The sequence below is a fragment of the Motilibacter deserti genome (genome assembly GCF_011250635.1).
GTDB lineage: Bacteria > Actinomycetota > Actinomycetes > Motilibacterales > Motilibacteraceae > Motilibacter_A > Motilibacter_A deserti.
Genome location: NZ_JAANNP010000003.1, coordinates 100,697 through 117,288 on the forward strand (window position 1 = coordinate 100,697; position 16,592 = coordinate 117,288).

Annotated in this window: 19 protein-coding genes; 10 read left to right on the top strand and 9 right to left on the bottom strand. The window is 74.3% G+C overall.

The genetic code is table 11. From position 1 onward, the window contains the following. Positions 1–602: RDD family protein (locus G9H71_RS08630; RefSeq protein ID WP_166280791.1), on the top strand; the 602-nt coding region annotated here is incomplete at its 5' end. Between the two features lie 85 nt (positions 603–687). Here the strand turns inward: G9H71_RS08630 and G9H71_RS08635 are convergent. From G9H71_RS08635 to G9H71_RS08650, 4 genes are all read right to left on the bottom strand, one after another. Then, a complete protein-coding gene (locus G9H71_RS08635) occupies positions 688–2,160 on the bottom strand; it encodes an MFS transporter (RefSeq protein WP_166280793.1) in 1,473 nt (490 codons plus the stop codon). A 71-nt stretch (positions 2,161–2,231) separates the two neighbouring features. After that, positions 2,232–2,564: a YnfA family protein gene (locus G9H71_RS08640; RefSeq protein WP_166280795.1), complete on the bottom strand. Its 333-nt coding sequence runs from the start codon at positions 2,562–2,564 to the stop codon at positions 2,232–2,234. Further along, on the bottom strand, positions 2,561–3,235 hold the full coding sequence (locus tag G9H71_RS08645) for a potassium channel family protein (RefSeq protein ID WP_166280797.1): 675 nt from the start codon (positions 3,233–3,235) through the stop codon (positions 2,561–2,563). The genes G9H71_RS08640 and G9H71_RS08645 overlap by 4 nt, the downstream gene beginning before the upstream one ends. 4 nt (positions 3,236–3,239) lie before the next feature. Then, entirely contained in the window at positions 3,240–3,905 is a 666-nt protein-coding gene (locus G9H71_RS08650; RefSeq protein WP_166280799.1) for a potassium channel family protein, read from the bottom strand. Positions 3,906–4,030: 125 nt separating this feature from the next. Here G9H71_RS08650 and G9H71_RS23090 point away from each other — a divergent pair, with 125 nt between their 5' ends. Beyond that, positions 4,031–6,079, top strand: coding sequence for an APC family permease (locus G9H71_RS23090; RefSeq protein ID WP_331272851.1), 2,049 nt, complete (start codon positions 4,031–4,033; stop codon positions 6,077–6,079). Further along, positions 6,076–7,389 carry a class I SAM-dependent RNA methyltransferase gene (locus G9H71_RS25000; RefSeq protein WP_331272852.1) on the top strand — a complete coding sequence of 438 codons (1,314 nt, stop codon included), beginning with the start codon at positions 6,076–6,078 and terminating at the stop codon, positions 7,387–7,389. Before G9H71_RS23090 ends, G9H71_RS25000 begins: the two co-directional genes overlap by 4 nt. A gap of 135 nt (positions 7,390–7,524) precedes the next feature. Here G9H71_RS25000 and G9H71_RS08660 read toward each other — a convergent pair whose 3' ends face one another. Beyond that, positions 7,525–7,734: a hypothetical protein gene (locus G9H71_RS08660; protein ID WP_166280801.1), complete on the bottom strand. Its 210-nt coding sequence runs from the start codon at positions 7,732–7,734 to the stop codon at positions 7,525–7,527. Positions 7,735–7,864: 130 nt separating this feature from the next. Here G9H71_RS08660 and G9H71_RS08665 point away from each other — a divergent pair, with 130 nt between their 5' ends. After that, positions 7,865–8,683, top strand: a complete 819-nt coding sequence (locus G9H71_RS08665; RefSeq protein ID WP_166280803.1) for an FkbM family methyltransferase — start codon at positions 7,865–7,867, stop codon at positions 8,681–8,683. Between the two features lie 64 nt (positions 8,684–8,747). Here G9H71_RS08665 and G9H71_RS08670 read toward each other — a convergent pair whose 3' ends face one another. Both G9H71_RS08670 and G9H71_RS08675 read right to left on the bottom strand, forming a co-directional pair. Then, positions 8,748–9,566 carry an ABC transporter permease gene (locus G9H71_RS08670; protein WP_166280805.1) on the bottom strand — a complete coding sequence of 273 codons (819 nt, stop codon included), beginning with the start codon at positions 9,564–9,566 and terminating at the stop codon, positions 8,748–8,750. Next, positions 9,563–10,516 (bottom strand): ATP-binding cassette domain-containing protein, encoded by a 954-nt coding sequence (locus tag G9H71_RS08675; RefSeq protein ID WP_166280807.1) that lies wholly within the window; start codon positions 10,514–10,516, stop codon positions 9,563–9,565. The genes G9H71_RS08670 and G9H71_RS08675 overlap by 4 nt, the downstream gene beginning before the upstream one ends. Positions 10,517–10,593: 77 nt before the next feature. On the opposite strand from G9H71_RS08675, the gene G9H71_RS08680 reads away from it, so the two are divergent. Continuing rightward, positions 10,594–11,358, top strand: a complete 765-nt coding sequence (locus G9H71_RS08680) for a TetR/AcrR family transcriptional regulator (RefSeq protein WP_166280809.1) — start codon at positions 10,594–10,596, stop codon at positions 11,356–11,358. A 109-nt stretch (positions 11,359–11,467) separates the two neighbouring features. After that, entirely contained in the window at positions 11,468–12,163 is a 696-nt protein-coding gene (locus G9H71_RS08685; RefSeq protein WP_331272853.1) for a cyclase family protein, read from the top strand. Here the strand turns inward: G9H71_RS08685 and G9H71_RS08690 are convergent. Next, complete coding sequence (locus tag G9H71_RS08690; RefSeq protein WP_166280811.1) at positions 12,160–13,308, bottom strand: glycoside hydrolase family 3 protein; 1,149 nt, start codon at positions 13,306–13,308, stop codon at positions 12,160–12,162. The genes G9H71_RS08685 and G9H71_RS08690 overlap by 4 nt on opposite strands. A 77-nt stretch (positions 13,309–13,385) precedes the next feature. Here G9H71_RS08690 and cobF point away from each other — a divergent pair, with 77 nt between their 5' ends. The 4 genes from cobF to G9H71_RS08710 are packed head-to-tail and all read left to right on the top strand — an operon-like array spanning position 13,386 to position 15,777. Then, complete coding sequence (gene cobF / locus G9H71_RS08695) at positions 13,386–14,156, top strand: precorrin-6A synthase (deacetylating) (RefSeq protein WP_166280813.1); 771 nt, start codon at positions 13,386–13,388, stop codon at positions 14,154–14,156. Positions 14,157–14,165: 9 nt separating this feature from the next. Further along, positions 14,166–14,906 carry a cobalt-precorrin-6A reductase gene (locus tag G9H71_RS08700; RefSeq protein WP_166281201.1) on the top strand — a complete coding sequence of 247 codons (741 nt, stop codon included), beginning with the start codon at positions 14,166–14,168 and terminating at the stop codon, positions 14,904–14,906. Between the two features lie 38 nt (positions 14,907–14,944). Beyond that, positions 14,945–15,277 carry an ArsR/SmtB family transcription factor gene (locus G9H71_RS08705; protein WP_166280815.1) on the top strand — a complete coding sequence of 111 codons (333 nt, stop codon included), beginning with the start codon at positions 14,945–14,947 and terminating at the stop codon, positions 15,275–15,277. After that, the gene (locus tag G9H71_RS08710) at positions 15,274–15,777 is read left to right on the top strand and encodes an SRPBCC family protein (RefSeq protein WP_166280817.1); all 504 of its coding nucleotides are present in this window, start codon (positions 15,274–15,276) and stop codon (positions 15,775–15,777) included. Before G9H71_RS08705 ends, G9H71_RS08710 begins: the two co-directional genes overlap by 4 nt. Before the next feature lie 4 nt (positions 15,778–15,781). Here G9H71_RS08710 and G9H71_RS08715 read toward each other — a convergent pair whose 3' ends face one another. Next, entirely contained in the window at positions 15,782–16,558 is a 777-nt protein-coding gene (locus G9H71_RS08715; protein ID WP_166280819.1) for an SDR family NAD(P)-dependent oxidoreductase, read from the bottom strand. Positions 16,559–16,592: the final 34 nt, after the last annotated feature.

The window sequence follows — 16,592 nt, forward strand, 5'->3', positions numbered from 1 at the left end:
CGTACGGCCAGCCCCAGTACGGGGCACAGCAGTACGGCCAGCAGTACGGCCAGCCCGGCTACGGCTACCCGTCCGCCCCGGGCTACGGCGGCGGCTACGGGCAGCAGGCGTACGTCGGGACCCCGGCCTCGATGGGCAAGCGGCTCGGCGCGCGGCTGCTCGACGGCCTCATCATCGGCGTCCCGGCCCTCGTCGTCCTCATCGTGCTCTGGGTGCTGCCCTTCGCGGCCGGCTCCTCCACAGAGGAGCTGGACGAGTTCGGCGACACGACCACCAACTACGACCCCAACATCCCGCTGCTGCTGCTCGCGATCCTGGCGACGCTGGTGGTCTTCGTCCTCGCGTTCCTCTACGAGCCGGTGCTGACCGCACGGCGGGGGGCGACGTACGGCAAGAGCATCCTCGGCATCAAGGTCACGATGATCGACGGGCAGCCGATCACGTCCTCGGCCTCGTGGATCCGCTGGGCGGTCTTCCAGCTGCCCGGGATCATCGTGCCGTTCTGGCAGCTGGTGTTCGCGATCAGCCCGTTCTTCGACGGCGACCGCCGCCAGGGCTTCCACGACAAGGTCGCGAAGACCCTGGTCGTCGAGTCGCGCTGAGAGCGGCCGGCCGCTCCAGCCTCGAGAGGCGCCCCGGGCACGCGATCTGCGTGCGCGGGGCGCCTCTTCGCACCAGGGGCAGGCGTCAGGCCGCGTCGGCAGCTGGGCGGCCGGAGCCGCGCAGCGCGGAGGCCAGCGCGCCGAGCACGCAGAGGGCGAACAGCACCAGCAGGGCGACCCGGTAGCCGTCGACGAAGCCGTCGAGGTCCTGGCCGGGCAGCGCGGAGAGCGTCCCGGCGTACGCCGCCCGCTTCTCCGCCTCGGCGAGCGGGCTGGTCACGATGGCGAGCGACATCGCGGTGCTGACGACGAAGCCGGTGTTCTGCAGCATCGACCGCACCCCGTTGGCGATGCCGCGGCGGGCCGGCGGGACGCTCGACATGATCGCGCTGGTGTTGGGCGTCATGAACAGCCCGGTCCCGACACCGACCGCGAGCAGCGCGGGGGCGATGACGAGGCCGGGCAGCGTGGGGCGGACCGACACGGCGAGCACGAGCAGCCCGGCAGCCGCCAGCAGCAGGCCGGACGTCGCCAGCACACGGGCCGGGACGCGCCGGGCGAGCCGGCCGGCGAAGGGTGACACGAGCATCATCCCGAGCGCGACCGGCAGCACCCGGACCCCGGCCTCGAGCGCGTCGAGCCCCTGGGCCGCCTGCAGGAAGAGCGAGATCAGCAGCACGACCGCGAACCGCGCGACCGCGAGCAGGAAGACCGCGAGGTACGCCATGGCGCGCTCGCGGTCGGCGAAGAGCCGCAGGTCCACGAGCGGGTCGCGGCCGCGCCGGGCGGAGGTCTGCTGCAGGTGCAGGAAGGCGGGCAGCGCGACGGCCGCGGCCGCGGCGCCGGCGAGCACCGCGGGGCTGGCCCACCCGCTCGCGCCGCCCTCGGACAGGGCGAGCACGAGCCCGCCGAGGGCGACGGCCGAGAGCACGGCCCCGCGCAGGTCGAAGCGCTCTCCGGGCGCGGTCGGCGGCGCCGGCCGCAGGGTAAGGGCGGCCCAGGCCAGGCCCAGCACCCCGACCGGCACGTTGAAGAGGAAGACCGCCCGCCAGCCGAACGTCTCGACCATCGCCCCGCCGACGACGGGCCCGGCGACCTGGGCTGCGGAGATGATGGTGATGTTGAGCCCGAGCCCGGTGCTGAGCAGCTCGCGGGGGAAGGCGTCGGTCAGCAGCGCGGTCGTGTTGGTGATGATCGCGGCGGACCCGACGGCCTGGGCGGCGCGCAAGCCGATGAGCCACGCCGCGTCGGGGGCGAAGCCGCACCCGAGGCTGGCCAGGGTGAACACCGCGAGCCCGGCGACGTAGAGCCGTTTGCGCCCCACGAGGTCGGCCAGCCGGCCGAACACCAGGATCAGCGTGGTGTTGACCAGCATGTAGGCCAGCAGGATCCAGTTGGCCTGCGACGGGGTCGCCGAGAAGTGCCGGGAGACCGCAGGCAGCGCGACGTCCAGCGTGCTGGTGTTGAGCCCGGTGAGGATGACGCCGAGGCTGGTGACGGAGAGGACCTGCCACGCGTAGCGGGTGTCTGGTGAGGACGAGGGGGAGCCGGGCTGCACCGCACCAGTCTCCGGCGTGGCGCCCACGCCGGGCCCGGCACCCCGTGCCCGAGCGGGCTCCGAAAGGGCGGTCAGCCGCGCGGGGCGTACATGATGAGCCCGACGCCGGCCAGGCAGACGAGCGCGCCGGCCACGTCGTAGCGGTCGGGGCGGTAGCCGTCCACGGCCATGGCCCAGGCGAGCGACCCGGCGACGAACACCCCGCCGTATGCGGCCAGGACCCGGCCGAACGCCGCGTCCTGCTGCAACGTGGCGACGAAGCCGTAGAGCCCGAGCGCGATCACCCCGGCGCCGGCCCAAGCGAGGCCGCGGTGCTCGCGGACGCCCTGCCAGACCAGCCAGCAGCCGCCGATCTCCGCGACCGCCGCGAGCAGGAACAGCGCGACGGAGCGGGCGAGGCTCACGCCCGTCCGGACACGCCCGGGGCGAGCAGGTCCTCCAGCGCGGGCGCCGCCTCCGACACGGCTACGAAGAGCAGCTCGTCGCCGCCCTCGAGCGGGTCGTCCGGGCTCGGCGGGATCGGCCGCCCGCCGCGCAGGATCGCGACCAGGGCGGTGTCGGCCGGCCAGGGGACGTCGCCCACCCGCGTCCCGACGATGGGGGAGTCGGCGGGCAGGGTGAGCTCGACGAGGTCGCTGCCGGACTGCTGGAAGGTCATGATGCGGACGATGTCGCCGACGCTCACGGCCTCCTCGACGAGGGCGGTCATGAGCCGGGGCGTGGAGACCGCGACGTCGACACCCCAGGCCTCGTCGAACATCCACTCGTTCTTCGGGTTGTTCACCCGGGCGACGGTGCGGGGGACGGCGTACTCCGTCTTGGCGATCAGCGAGATGACCAGGTTGGCCTTGTCGTCACCGGTGGCCGCGACCACGACGTTGCAGCGGTTGAGGCTCGCCTCGTCCAGCGAGGACATCTCGCAGGCGTCGGCGAGCAGCCACTCGGCCTCGGGCACGGTGTCGGCTCGCACGGCCCGCGGGTCGCGGTCGATGAGGAGCACCTCGTGACCGTTCTGCAGCAGCTCGTTGGCGATGGACCGGCCGACGCTGCCGGCCCCGGCGATGGCGACGCGCATGGGCTCAGGCCTCCGCTTCCGGTCCGCGGGCGAAGACGCTGGTCACCCGCGACGTGTCCGTCTCGCGCATGACCACGTGCACGAGGTCGCCGTCCTGCACGAGCGTCTCCTCGTCGGGGAGCACGCCCTCGCCGAACCGGGTGAGGAAGGCCACCCGGGCTCCGGACTGCTCCTCGAGCCGCCGGACCGAGGAGCCGATCCAGGCCGGGGCGACGGCGACCTCGGCGAGGCGCATCGTCCCCGTCTCGTCGTGCCACTCGGCCTGCGCGCCCTCGGGCAGCAGCCGGCGCAGCACCTGGTCGGCGGTCCAGCGGACGGTCGCGACCGTGGGGATGCCGAGCCGCTGGTAGACCGCGGCCCGGCCGGGGTCGTAGATGCGGGCCACGACGTGGTCGACGCCGAAGGTCTCGCGGGCCACGCGGGCGGCCAGGATGTTGGAGTTGTCGCCGCTGCTCACGGCGGCCAGCGCGGCCGCGCCCTCGATGCCCGCCTCGAGCAGGGTGTCGCGGTCGTAGCCCTCGCCCTCGACCCGCTTGCCGGCGAAGCCGGCCCCCAGGCGTCGGAACGAGTCCGCGCGGCGGTCGATGATGGCCACGCTGTGGCCCATCTCCTCCAGGCTGTGGGCCAGGGTCGAGCCGACCCGGCCGCAGCCCATGATCACGAAGTGCACGCCCGTCCTCCTGCGGCGGTGCCGACCGGTGCCGAGGTGGCGCCGGGCGAACGCTCGCGAACGCTACACGGCACCGGCCGGGCGCGGTGCGCCCGTCCACAGACCCGCGCACCTAGCATCGGCGCGTGGCTCTCCTCTCGGACCTGTCGAAGCGCCTGCTCGTGGGGCGGGCGCTGCGCAGCGACCGCCTCGGCGAGACGCTCCTGCCCAAGCGCATCGCCCTGCCCGTGTTCGCCAGCGACATGCTCTCCTCCGTCACCTACGCGACGCAGGAGATCATCCTCTTCCTGACCCTGGGCGGGCTGGCCTACCTCTACCTGACCCCGTGGCTCGCCGGTGGCGTCGTCCTCCTGCTCGCCGTGGTCGTCGCGTCCTACCGGCAGCTCGTGCGGGCCTACCCGACCGGCGGCGGCGACTACGAGGTGGCGAGCAAGAACCTCGGCCGCGGCGCGGGCCTCACGGTCGCCAGCGCCCTGCTCGTCGACTACTGCCTGACCGTCGCGGTGTCGATCTCGGCCGGCGTCGACAACATCCTCTCCGCGGTCCCGGGGCTCGCGCACTACCGGGTCCCGCTGGCGGTGCTCTTCGTCCTCGTCCTGACGACGATCAACCTGCGCGGGCTCAAGGAGTCGGGGACGGCGTTCGCCGTGCCGACGTACGCGTTCATCACCGTGGTGCTGCTGCTCATCGGCACCGGGCTGGTGCGGGTGCTGTTCGGGGACACCCCCGAGTCCGAGAGCGCCGGCTACTCGATCCACCCCGAGGTGGAGAACCTCGCCGGCTTCGCGCTGGTCTTCTTCGTCCTGCGCGCGTTCACGTCCGGCTGCACCGCGCTGACCGGGATCGAGGCGATCGCGAACGGCGTCCCGGCGTTCCGCAAGCCGAAGGTCCGCAACGCCCGCCTGACGCTGCTGATGATGGCGATCCTCTCGACCGTGATGTTCGGCGGCATCACGACGCTGGCCATCATCACGGACGTCCACTACGTGGAGAACTCCTGCGACCTCGTCGGCTTCGACTGCGACAACGAGGTCCAGCGCACGGTCATCGCCCAGGTCGGCGCGGCGGTCTTCGGCGAGAACGTGCTGTTCTTCGCCCTGCAGGCCGTCGCGGCGCTGATCCTGGTCCTGGCCGCGAACACGGCCTTCAACGGGTTCCCGCTGCTGGGCTCGATCCTCGCCCAGGACCGCTTCCTGCCGCGCCAGCTGCACACCCGAGGCGACCGGCTCGTCTTCAGCAACGGCATCCTGCTGCTGTCCGGCTTCGCCATCGTGCTGATCGTGGCGTTCGAGGCGTCGGTGACCCGCCTCATCCAGCTCTACATCGTCGGCGTGTTCACCAGCTTCACGCTCGGCCAGATCGGGCTCATCAAGCACTGGAACCGCGAGCTCGCGGCCGAGCAGGACCCGGCCGTACGCCGCCGCATCCGCAACTCGCGGGTGATCAACACCGTGGGCGCCGCGTCGACCGGCACGGTCCTGGTCATCGTGCTGCTGACCAAGTTCCTGGCCGGCGCGTGGATCGTCTGCCTCGCCATGCCGGTGATCTTCCTGCTCATGCGCGGCATCAGCTCCCACTACGAGGCCGTGGCACGCGAGCTCGCCGTCGAGGAGGGCGAGGAGACGACCCTGCCCTCGCGCACCCACGCCATCGTGCTCGTCTCCAAGATCCACAAGCCGATGCTGCGGGCGCTCAACTACGCCCGCGCGTCGCGGCCGTCCACGCTCGAGGCTGTGACCGTCAACGTGGACCCGGTGGAGACGGCCGCGCTGCAGGCCGAGTGGGACCGCCGCAACCTGCCCGTGCAGCTGAAGGTCCTGGACTCGCCCTACCGCGAGATCACGATGCCGATCGTGAAGTACGTCCGCAGCGTCCGCCGGGCCAGCCCGCGCGACATCGTGATGGTCTACATCCCCGAGTACGTCGTGGGCCACTGGTGGGAGCAGCTGCTGCACAACCAGAGCGCGCTCCGGCTGAAGACCCGCCTGCTGTTCACCCCCGGGGTCATGGTCACGAGCGTGCCGTGGCAGCTGCGCTCGTCGATCTACGCCGAGATCCGCCCCGAGGTACGCCCCGGCAGCCCCGTCGTGAACGACGCCCGGCGCGGGATGACCAAGCCCGCCGACCATCCGCCGGAGGCCGTGAGCGCCGAGGGCGACAGGAGCCACCCGTGACCGTTCCCCCGACGACGCCCGCGCAGCTCACGCTGGGCACGGAGGTCGAGCTCGAGGTCGGCCCGGTCGCGCACGGCGGCCACTGCGTCGCGCGCCACGAGGGCCGGGTCGTGTTCGTGCGGCACGCCATCCCCGGCGAGCGGGTGCGCGCCCGCATCACCGAGGGCGGAGAGGGCTCGCGCTTCCTGCGCGCCGACGCGGTGCGGGTGCTCGAGCCCTCGCCGGACCGGGTGGAGCAGCCCTGCCCCTACGCCAAGCCGGGGCGCTGCGGCGGCTGCGACTGGCAGCACGTCGCGCTGCCGGCCCAGCGCCGGCTCAAGGCCCAGGTCGTGCAGGAGCAGCTGCGCCGGCTCGCGGGGCTGGACGTCCCGGTCGAGGTGGAGGCGGTGCCCGGCGACGACGACGGCCTGGGCTGGCGGACGCGGGTGCGGTTCGCCGTGGACGCCGAGGCGCGGCTGGCGCTGCGCAAGCACCGCTCTCATGAACTGGTGCGCATCGACCGCTGCCGGATCGCGTCGCCCGGCGTGGACGAGGTCGGCGCCAACGACCGGTCGTGGCCGGGCGCCGCGGAGGTCGAGGTCGTGGCGGCCGCTTCGGGCGACCGGGCCGTCCTGGTCTCCCCGCAGCCGGGCCGGCGGCTCAGGCTGCCCGGGGCCGCAGACCTGGCCGACGGGACGGCGGTGCTCGTCGAGGGCGAGCAGGGCACGGACCGCGTCCGCGGCAGGACCTGGCTGCGCGAGCAGGCGGCGGGGCGGGAGTGGCGCGTCGGGGTGGGCGGCTTCTGGCAGGTGCACCCCGGGGCGGCCGACGCCCTGGTCGGCGCGGTGCTGCTGGGGCTGGAGCCGCAGCCGGGGGAGACGGTGCTCGACCTCTACGCGGGTGTCGGCCTCTTCGCCGGAGCGCTCGCGCACCGGGTCGGCGAGGCCGGCCAGGTCGTGGCGGTCGAAGGGGACCGGCGGGCCGTCGCCGACGCACGGCGCAACCTGCACGGCCTTCCGCAGGCCCGGATCCTGGACGGCTCGGTGGACCGGGTGCTCGCCGCCCCCGCCCGGCTGGGCGTGGACCGCGCGGACCTGGTCGTCCTGGACCCGCCGCGGGTGGGGGCCCGGGCAAAGGTCGTGGGGCAGGTGGCCGGGCTCGGGCCGCGGGTCGTCGCCTACGTCGCGTGCGACCCGGCCGCGCTCGCCCGCGACCTCGCGCTGTTCGCCGAGCGTGGCTACGTGCTGAGGTCGCTGCGGGCCTTCGACATGTTCCCGATGACCCAGCACGTCGAGTGCGTCGCCGTGCTGGCGCAGGCGCCGGCGGATTGAGGCCGGGGCGGCCGCGGGTAGGAGGCCGCCGTGCTGAAGGTGATCCTGGTCCTGGCCGTCGTCGCAGTCGTGCTCGGCGTGGTCTACGTGCGCAGCGGCGCGGGCCGACGCTGACCGGCGCTGACCGGCGCTGAGTCAGGCGGCCGCGGCGAGCCCCGGGGCGGCGGCCGCGGCGACGTACTCGCCCGCCGTCAGCCGGGGGTGGGCCTCCGGCTCGGTGAACGACTGCTCGACCAGGGCGTACGCACGCTCGCGCACGGCCTGCTCGTCGGTGGCGCGGGCGACCTCGCAGCGGGTCGCGATGAACCAGTCGATGTCTTGGCAGCTGATCGTCTCGGGGCGCATAGGACGTGAATCGGCGCCTGGTCGTCCGACTGGAGGACTCTGCCCCCATCGGGGCCCCGTTCCGTGCCTTCGAGAGACCGGAGCTGGCTACGCTGCGGCGGACGTACCGACCGTCCGGAGGGACCCGCCCGTGGCCGCGCCGCTGTCCTACTATCCGCGGCTGCTGCGCGCGTACTGGCGCGAGACGGGCACGCCGGCCTCGTTCGCCCGGCTGCTGCGGGTGCGCCTGGCCCGGTCCAAGGGCGTGGGGAAGCTCGCCTATCCGACCCCGGGCCTCGCGCAGGTGCGCGTCCGCTCGCTGGGGGGCGACGTCGCGCTGCGCAGCCACAGCACCGACATCAGCGTCCTCGGCGAGCTGGTCGTGTCCGACGGCTACGAGCCCGTCGTACGCCTCCTCCCGCCGCCGTCGACGATCGTCGACCTCGGCGCCAACACCGGCCTCGCGGCGCGCTGGCTGCTCGACGCGTACGCCCGGGCGGGCCGACGCCCTCGTGTGCTCGCGGTCGAGCCGGAGCCCGGCAACCTGGAGGTGCTGCGGCGCAACGTCGGTGCCCTGCCCGAGGTCGCGATCGCACCGGTCGCGGTCGCTGCGGACGCCCGCGAGGTGCGACTGCGGACCACCAGCGGCGAGCACGGCTTCACCATGCTCGGCGACGGCCCGGGCGGCGTCCCCGTGCCCGCCCGCCCTCTGGTCGATCTCCTCGACGAGCACGGGTTCGCCGAGGTCGGGCTGCTGAAGGTCGACATCGAGGGCGGGGAGCGCGAGGTCTTCGCCGACTGCGCGGCCTGGATCGGGCGGGTCCGCTCGATGGTCGTCGAGTGCCACGCGGGCTACACGGTGGAGGCGCTGCTCGCCGACATCGAGCGAGCGGGTGGCAGGTTCGAGGTGCTGGACATCGACCGCAAGCCGGCGTGGGGCTTCGAGGTCGCTGTGCTGCAGGCGGCGTAGCTTTTCGCTGAAGCGTGCTGCGTGAACGGCGCTGCGCCGAAGTGACTGCTCCCGAAGCCGACTGCTAGGAACTGAGCTTCCGGAACCGAGCGACGGACAACGGCAGGAACACGGCGACGAGGAGCGCCGGCCAGGCGAGCGCGAGCTCCACGGCGTGCTCCGCGGCGAACGACGTCCCGCCGAAGCCGGGGTTGCCGAAGAGCTCCCGGCAGGCGGCGACCGTCGCCGACAGCGGGTTCCACTCGGCCAGGGCGCCCAGCCAGCCGGGCATGGTCGAGGGGTCGACGAAGGTGCTGGACAGGAAGCCGACCGGCCACACGAGGATCTGCACGGTGACGATGGACTCCGGCCCCTTGGCGAGCAGCCCGAGGTAGACCCCCACCCAGACCAGCGCCCAGCGCAGCAGCAGGAGCAGCGCGACCGCGGCGAGCGCCCGGAGGGCTCCGCGGTGCGGCTCCCACCCGACGAGCAGGCCGCAGCCGAGCATGACGGCGAGCCCGAGCGCGGCGTTGAGCATGTCCGCGGCGCTCCGGCCGACGACCACGGCCGCGGGGTGCATCGGCAGCGAGCGGAACCGGTCGGTCACGCCCCGCGCGGCGTCGGTCGCCACGGAGATCATCGTCACCTCGAGCCCGAACGCCATCGTCAGCGCGAAGAGCCCGGGGAGCAGGAACTCCCGGTAGCTCCCGCCTCCCGGGACGACCATCGCGCCGCCGAAGACGTAGCCGAACATCAGCACCATCAGGACGGGGAACAGCAGTCCGACCGCGAAGGCGACGGGCTGGTTGGCCCAGTGCTGCACGTCGCGGCGAGTGATCACGTACGCGTCGGAGAGCGCCCAGCGCAGCCGGGCCCTCGGTGCCGCCGCTGTCACGGTGCTCATGCCGCCACCTGCGCGGGCCGGCCGGTGAGGGAGACGAAGACCTCGTCGAGAGTGGGCCGGCGCAGGCCGACGTCCTCGACCTCGACGCCCGAGCGCCCGAGCGCCTCGAGCACGGCCGCCAGCGTCGCCACCCCGCTGCGTGCAGGCACCCGCACCCGCCGGGTCGCGACGTCCACCTCGGGCTCGGCTGCCGCAGCGCCGCCGACGAGGGCGGACGCGGTGCCGAGGTCCTCGGTACGCCGCACGACCGCCTCGACCCGGTCGGCCCCGAGGCGCGCCTTGAGCTGCTGCGGGGTGCCCTCGGCGACGACGTGGCCGCCGGCGACCACGCAGACCCGGCTCGCCAGCTGGTCGGCCTCGTCGAGGTACTGCGTCGTCAGGAGCACGGTCGTCCCGTCCGCGACGAGCCGGCGCACGGCCTGCCACACGTCCAGCCGGGCCGCCGGGTCCAGCCCCGTCGTCGGCTCGTCGAGGAAGAGCACGGCCGGCGCCAGGATCAGCCCGGCGGCCAGGTCCAGCCGGCGCCGCATCCCGCCCGAGTAGGTCGAGACGGCCCGGCCTGCGGCGTCGGCCAGGCCGAACCTCTCGAGCAGCTCGCTCGCGCGGGACCGGGCGGGTCGCCGGCCGAGGTGGTGCAGCCGGCCGAACATCTCGAGGTTCTGCCGGCCGGTCAGGGCCTCGTCGACGGCGGCGTGCTGGCCGACGAGGCCGATGGACGCGCGCACGCGGGTGGGCTCGCGGGCCACGTCGAACCCGGCGACGGCCGCGCGCCCGGCGTCCGCGCGCAGCAGCGTGGTGAGGATGCGCACGGCGGTCGTCTTGCCGGCACCGTTGGGGCCGAGCAGGCCGCACACCGTGCCTGCGGGGACCGCGAGGTCGAACCGGTCGAGGGCCTGCACGGTGCGGAAGGACTTGCTGAGCTCCTCGGCGAGGACGGCGGGGGGCGACATCGGAGCCTCCTGACTGAGTACGGCGTACTCGGTTGCGCTACCGCGTACTGCATACCCAGTTCTAGGATGGCTGTCAAATGACCGAGTACACCGGCCGCGGCGACCCGACGCTCGGCATGCAGCTGCTGTGGGGGACGCGCGAGGCGCCGAGCCGCGGCCCGAAGCCGAAGCTCGACGTGGAGGCGGTCGTCCGGGCCGCGATCGCCGTGGCCGACGCCGAGGGGCTGCCGGCGCTCTCGATGCGCCGCATCGCCGACGAGCTCGGCACCGGGGTGATGTCGCTCTACCGCTACGTCCCGGGCAAGGCCGAGCTGCTCGACGTCATGCTCGACCGGGTGTGCGCGGAGACCGCGCGACCCGAGCAGGTCGAGGGTGGGTGGCGTGCACGGCTGGAGCTCATCGCGCGCGAGGAGTGGGCGCTCTGCCTGCGCCACCCCTGGCTGCTGCAGCTGGCCACGTCGCGCCCGCCGCTCGGGCCGAACGTCACGGCGAAGTACGACTACGAGCTGCGCGCCGTCGACGGCATCGGGCTCACGGACCTGGAGATGGACGCCGTCGTGACGCTGGTGTCCGTCTTCGTGCACGGGGTCGCGCGCGGGGCGGTCGAGGCGGCGGCCGCGCCGGCGCGTACGGGCATGAGCGACCTCGAATGGTGGGAGGCGCACGCGCCGCTGATCGACCGCGTGCTCGACCCCGAGCGGTTCCCGCTGGCCGTGCGGGTCGGCGCCGCGGCGGGGGAGGAGTACCAGGCGGCCGGCAGCCCGGAGGCGACGTTCGAGTTCGGGCTCGCCCGGCTGCTCGACGGGGTCGCCGTGCTCGTGGACGGTCGCGGCGCGGGCTGACCGCCCCAGACGGCCGAAGTCAGGTTCGGTCGATTCCTGACGGGATCTCAACGCAACGTGGCCGGATCACCGCTGGCCTGCGACCGATCCGGCCCGGCAGAGTGCGGGGGTGACGACTCCGCGGCGTGCCCTGCTCGACCTCAGCCACCCCATCGCCGACGGCATGGTGACCTATCCGGGGATCGCCGCCCCGGTGCTCCGCACCGTCGTCGACCGGCACGAATCCGCGGCCCGGCTCGCGGCGGGGGTGTCGTTCGAGATCCTCGCGGTCGACATGGTGGCCAACACCGGCACCTACCTCGACGCGCCCCGCCACTACGACGCCGACGGCGCCGACATCGCCTCGCTGCCGCTGGAGCGCCTCGTCGACGTCCCGGTGACACTGGTCGACGTGCGCGGCGACGGGCCGGTCGACGCGGAGCGGCTGGCCTCGGTGGCGTGGGCGAGGGGCAACGCGGTCCTGCTGTGGACGGGATGGTCGCGGCACTGGGGCACCCCGGCGTACGCGGCCGGCGGGCCGTTCGTCGCCGCGGACGCCGTGGAGGTGCTGCTGGCCGCCGAGCCCGCTCTGGTCGGGATCGACGCGCTCAACATCGACCGGCCCACGGACCCGAGCCGCCCCGCCCACCACCGCCTGCTGCACGCGGGCGTGCCGATCGTGGAGCACCTGACGGCGCTGGACGAGCTGCACGCGCTGACGGGCGGCGAGCCTGGGCGGGCGCGGTTCACGGCCCTGCCCGCACCGTTCCTGCAGCTCGGGACGTTCCCGGTGCGGGCGGTGGCAAGCGTCGCCGTCGACCGCTAGGCCGCCGGCAGCAGCCCCAGCCGCTCCTTCGCCCGCAGCACCCGCAGGGCGGCGTCGTCCACCCGTCGGGCAAATCCCGAATCAGCCTTCACCTTCGCGAGCACGGCGCGCACCATCGCCGGGACGACCTGTGGGTTCACGGTCAGCACGATGTCCCCGCCCGCGGTCACGAACTTGACCGCGCGCTCGCCCGGCGACCAGTCCGACACCTGCACCGCGTTGCCGATGTCGTCGCTGATGACGACGCCGTCGAAGCCGAGGTCCCGGCGAAGCATGCCGCCGATCACGGTGGGCGAGAAGACTGCCGGGTTGGACGGGTCGATCCGCCGGTAGTAGGCGCTCGACACCATGACGAACGGCGCCCCGGCGCGGACCGCGGCGGCGAAGGGCCGCAGGTACGCGTCCTGCCGCGTGGTCGTCCGGTCGGTCACCCGGCGCGCGGTGTCCGTGTTCGCGGTCACCCGCCCGAGCCCCGGGAAGTGCTTGACCGCCGGGTCCACGCCGGCCGCCAGCATGCCCTGGGCCACAGCGACCCCGTCGACGCCGACCGCGGCGGGGGTGTAGCCGTACTGCCGGCGCCAGAAGCCGATCGGTGCGTTCGCGGCCGCCGCGGCCGCGCTCGGCACGGTGTCGAGGACCGGCGCCAGGTTGACGTTCACGCCGGCGTCGCGCAGCTGGCGGCCCCAGCCGCGCGCCCGCGCGCGCAGCGTGGCGACGGGGAGCCGGCCCTGCTCGAGCGCGCTCGGCATGGCGGGAAAGCCCGGCCCCTGCAGGACCTGCACGGCCCCGCCCTCCTGATCTGTGGCGACGAAGAGGGCCGCCGACCCGCGCCGGACCGACGACTGCAGGCGGGTCGTGACGCGCGCCGTCGCCTCCACCCCCGCATGGCTCCGTCCGGTCAGCATCACACTGCCCACTGCGAAGCGCTTCACGAGGTCGATCCCGGGGAGCGGGTCGGTCGCCGGCGTCCCGGCCATGAACAGCTGGCCGACCCGCTGGGCCGGGGTCATCGCGGCGAGCAGCGCGGCGGCCTGGTCCCGGGGCGCCGGGGCGGCCGTCGCCGGTGCCGCTGGCGGTGCCATGACGAGCAGGCCCGCCGCGAGGGCGGCGCTCAGCAGGCACGGCGCGCTCCGTCGTCCTCGCACCGCATCCACCCCTTCCCTCGTGCTTCCGGCCCCATCCTGCCGTGCCGCCTGCCCTGTGCGCAGGGCATGCTTGCGGCGTGCGGAACCTCCTCGTCATCGGCATCGGCGCGGGCGACCCCGACTACGTGACGATCCAGGCGGTCAAGGCGCTCAACCGGGTCGACGTCTTCTTCGTGCTCGACAAGGGCGAGGCCAAGCACGACCTGGTCGCGCTGCGGCAGGAGATCCTCGAGCGCCACGTCGAGCGCCCCTACCGCGTCGTCCACGGGCGCGACCCCGAGCGCGACGTGCGGTCCGGCCCGTACGCGGAGGCGGTCGAGGACTGGCGGCGACGCCGTGCCGACGTCTGCGAGCGGATGGTCCTCGACGAGCTGGCCGACGGGGAGTGCGGCGCGTTCCTCGTCTGGGGCGACCCGTCGCTCTACGACAGCACCCTCGGCATCGTCGAGGACATCGTCACGCGCGGCAACGTCGAGCTCGACTACGAGGTGGTCCCTGGCATCAGCAGCGTGTCGGCGCTCGCCGCGCGGCACCGCACGGTGCTCAACCGGGTCGGCGGGGCGTTCCAGGTCACGACGGGCCGGCGCGTGTCCGAGGGGCTGCCGGAGGACGTCGACGACGTGGCGGTGATGCTCGACGTGCGCCCCATGACCCGGCTGCCCGCGCAGGGGGTCGACGTCTACTGGGGCGCCTACGTCGGCACGCCGGACGAGGTCCTCGTGGCCGGGCCGCTGGAGCAGGTGGCCGCCCGCATCGACGCCGTCCGCGAGGAGGCGCGCGCCCGCAAGGGCTGGATCATGGACACCTACCTGCTGCGCCGCCACGTCGACGGCGACGCCCGGGGCTGACCCGTGGCCCTGACCGTGCTGCTGCTCGGTGGCACGGCCGAGGCGCGGGAGCTGGCCGGCCGCCTCGTGGGCGTGCCGGGGCTGCGGGTGGTGACCTCGCTGGCCGGGCGGGTCGCCGAGCCCCGCCTGCCCCGGGGGGAGGTGCGGGTCGGGGGGCTGGGCGGCGCCGACGGCCTGCTCTCGTGGGTCGCCGAGCACGCGCCCGCTGTCCTGGTCGACGCGACCCACCCGTTCGCCGAGTCCGTCAGCCGCTCTGCGGCGGCCGCCGCCGAGCGCGGCGGCTTCCCGCTGCTCCGGCTGGCCCGGCCGGGCTGGAGCGAGCGGGCGGGCGACCGGTGGCACCGCGTCCCCTCGCTCGCCGCGGCCGCCGATGCCACGCCCGCGCTCGGCGCGCGCCCGTTCCTCACCACGGGCCGGCAGGGGCTGGAGGTCTTCGCCGGGCACTCGACCTGGTCCCGGCTCGAGGTGCTCGTCCGCACGGTCGACCCGCCGGAACTGAAGCTGCCTCCGGGCTTCCGGCTCCGGTGCGACCGCGGCCCCTACTCGGTGGACGGGGAGCTGGCGCTCCTGCGGGCCGAGCAGGTGGACGTGCTCGTCACCAAGGACAGCGGGGGCACGTCCACCGCCGCGAAGCTCGACGCCGCGCGGGCGCTCGGGCTGCCGGTGGTGGTCGTGGACCGGCCCGTGCTGCCGGACGTGCCGTGCGTGGTGTCGGTCGACGACGCGGTGGCGTGGGCCCGTACGTTCTAGGTCTTGCTTATATAAGCGTGCGCTACTAGCTTTGCCTCGTGCACGCGTTCGAGGTCCTCGGCGACCCGGTCCGCCGCCGGATCGTGGAGCTGCTGGCCGACGGCGAGCGGTCGTCCGGGGACATCACCACCACCGTCCGCGAGGAGTTCGGCATCTCCCAGCCGGCGGTCTCCCAGCACCTGCGCGTGCTGCGGGACAACGGCTTCGCCTTCGTGCGACCGGAGGGGGCGCGCCGGCTCTACGCCCTCGACGCAGGCCCGCTCGCGGAGATCGACCAATGGCTCGGGCGCTACCGCCGCTTCTGGGCGCAGCGCCTCGACGCCCTCGACACCGAGGTCCGGCGGGGACGCCGGGACAGGAGGACACCATGACGACAGCGACCACCCCGCTCGGCCAGGTGCTGCGGGACAAGGACGGCGTGCGGCTCGAGTTCGTCCGGACGTTCGACGCGCCGCCCGCCGACGTGTGGGACGCGCTCACGGACCCGGTGCGCATGGACCGGTGGATCGGCACCTGGACGGGCGACCCCTCCACGGGGAGCGTGCTCTTCGCGATGACGAGCGAGGGCGACGTCCAGCCGGAGCCCGTGCGCATCGTGCGCTGCGAGCCGCCGAGCGTGCTGCAGCTGGAGATGACGACCGGCGACGGGCCCTGGCCGGTGACGGTCACGCTGCGCGAGGCGGGGGACCGCACCGAGCTGACGTTCGTCCACGAGCTCGCCGAGCCGTACGACGCGAGCGCCATCGGCCCGGGCTGGCAGTACTACCTGGACCGGCTCGACGCCGTCGTCGCCGGCGGCGAGCCCCCGGCGGACTTCGAGCCGTACTACCCGGCGCTCAAGGACGCCTACCCGATCCCGGCCGCGGGCTAGCCGGCTACTGCTCGGGAAGCTCGACGCCGGTCAGCTGCGCGCACCGGTCGAGCAGCTCGTCCTGCACCCGCTCGTCGGACGCGGCCGGGTGGGCGCGCTGCGGGCGCTGGTGCCGGAGGTACGTCCCGGTGACCCGCGCCCCCTCGTCCTCGCCCGCCGCCAGCCAGGCCTGGGTGACGGCGCCGAGGCGCAGGTCGTCCGGTGCGCCCGGCCCGCCCATCCGGGTCGGGACCCAGCCCGGGTCCACGGCGTTCGAGCGCACCTGCGGCCAACGGCGGGCCACCGCGAAGGCGAGGACGACGTCGAGCAGCTTGCTGTCGGCGTACGCCTGGGAGCCGTCCCATCGCCGGCGCTCCCACTGCAGGTACCCGAGGTCGGGGCTCCCGCCGCGGTGCATGCCGGACCCGAGGTAGACCAGCCGGTCCGGCGCGGGGACCAGCGCGGTCAGCAGGTAGGCCGAGAGCACGTTGACCGCGAAGACCTGCGCCAGCCCGTCGACGGTCTCGACCCGGCGCCGCTCCCGGTAGCCGATCGCTGCGTTGTGGATCACCGCGTCGTAGCGGCCGAGCCGTTCGGCCTGCGCCGCGACGTCCCGCGTCTCGGCGAGGCTCGCCAGGTCGCCCACGACGACTCCCTCGGCCTCCGGCAGTGCCCGCAGCGCGTCGTCCCGGCGGACTGCGTTGCGGGCGTGCAGGGTGACGGCGTGGCCCTGCTCGGCCAGGAGCCGTGCGGCGAGCAGGCCGAGGCCGTCGCTGGAGCCGGTGACGAGGACGCGTGCCATGGGGCGCTCCTTCCCCGCCGGCGGGCGTGGGCAC